The sequence below is a fragment of the Streptomyces sp. WAC05292 genome (assembly GCF_003949955.1).
GTDB lineage: Bacteria > Actinomycetota > Actinomycetes > Streptomycetales > Streptomycetaceae > Streptomyces > Streptomyces globosus.
The window spans coordinates 1-1,501 of record NZ_RPSE01000700.1 but is presented as its reverse complement, the minus strand read 5'-3'; the positions used below and the strand labels follow the sequence as shown (position 1 = coordinate 1,501).

Below are 1,501 nucleotides of genomic sequence, written 5' to 3'. Positions count from 1 at the left end.
GGTTGGGGGGCGGCGGGGTACTCATGGGTTGCTACTGCCTCTCGGTGGGCGGCTCGGGGACACGTTCACTTGCCGAAGACCATCAGGAGCTTCTCGTCCGTGCCCTGGGCGCGCAGGAGCGCGGTGGAGAGGTAGAGGCGGCCGTCCACGTAGTCGATCTTCGGCTTGTAGAAGGCGGCCTCGACGGGTGCCGCGGTGCCCGACGGGCTGCGCAGCAGCGCGGTGGGGTTGCCGCCGGCGGCGGGGAAGGCGACGACCTCGCCGCCCTGGCCGGGGGTGGCGCGGCGGTAGGCGATCAGTTGGCCGTTCTCGGCGCGGATCGGGGTCAGGGTGCGGCCGTCGCCGGCGGGGGTGCGCCACTTGGCCTTGCCGGTGGCGAGGTCGAAGGCGACGATCTCGTTGGCCTTGCCCACGCCGGGGGAGGTCGGCATGTAGAGGGTGTTCTGGTCGACGACGGAGGTCTCGCAGACCTCGACGGACCGGAAGAGGCCGTTGGTGCACTCGGTTTCGAAGGTGCCCTCGCCGGTGACGGTGGCGCGCTGCCTGCCGTCGGGGCCGAGGACGACGATGGCGCGCTCCTTCTTCTCCTCGTTGCCGACGTCGAGGATGACCGGGTCGAGGGAGTGGACGCTGGTCACCTTGTGCTTGGCGGGGAGCCGGTAGGTCCAGGTCTTCTTGCCGGTGACCGGGTCGGCGTCGGAGACCTCGGTGGTGAGGTTGTCGTCGTAGCAGGTCGCGATGGCGATCATCTTGGTGCGGTGGGCGACGTACGCGCCGGGCTTGCAGCCCTCGGCGCCGTCGCTGCCGAACAGCTTGTCGCCGGTGCTGATCCTGAAGGCGCTGGCGGTGCCGCTGCGGCTGACGGCGACGGTGTCGCCGGCGATGCCGAGGGTGGGGCTGGTCATGATGTCGAAGACGCCCTCCTTGGGCACCTCCTTGGACCAGCCCTCCTTGCCCGCCTTGAGGTCGACGAGGCGCATCCGGTTGCAGAGGGCGCCTTCGGACTCGCCGTCCTTGTACATGACGACGGTCTTGGCGTCGGCGGTGGTCTGGCGGGTGACGGAGCAGATCTGCGTCGGGAAGGAGAGCTTCCACTTCTCCTTGCCGTCGGCGGCCCCGTAGGCGACGAGGTCCTTCCAGATGCTCTTGACGACGGTGTCGCCGACGACCCACTGGCCGCCGGAGTCCACGCCCGCGCCGGGGCCGTCGATCTTGACGGTCTTCAGCCAGAGGGCCTTGTCCTCGCCCTGCTTGCGCCCGGCGTTGAGGTCCTCGGACGCGCCGGAGCCGTTGCCGCTGCCGTCGCCCTTGTCCGGGGTGCCGGACGGCTGCGGAGCGGCGGGCGGCGCGCTCTGCGCGGCGGGCTTGGGGTCGTCGCCGCCGTCCCCGGCGAACGCGAGGTAGGCGCCGGCGCCGGCGAGGAGCACGCCGGCCGCGGCGGCCGCGGCGATGACGGCCGTGCGGCGGCCGCGCGGGCCGCCGGGGACCGGTCCCTGCGGGG

General features: G+C 72.1%; 1 protein-coding gene. It reads right to left on the bottom strand.

The features are described from left to right. Nucleotides 1-65 precede the first annotated feature (65 nt). Nucleotides 66-1,501 (bottom strand): PQQ-binding-like beta-propeller repeat protein (locus tag EF903_RS32480; RefSeq protein WP_125548520.1); only part of this gene is annotated, 1,436 nt, incomplete at its 5' end.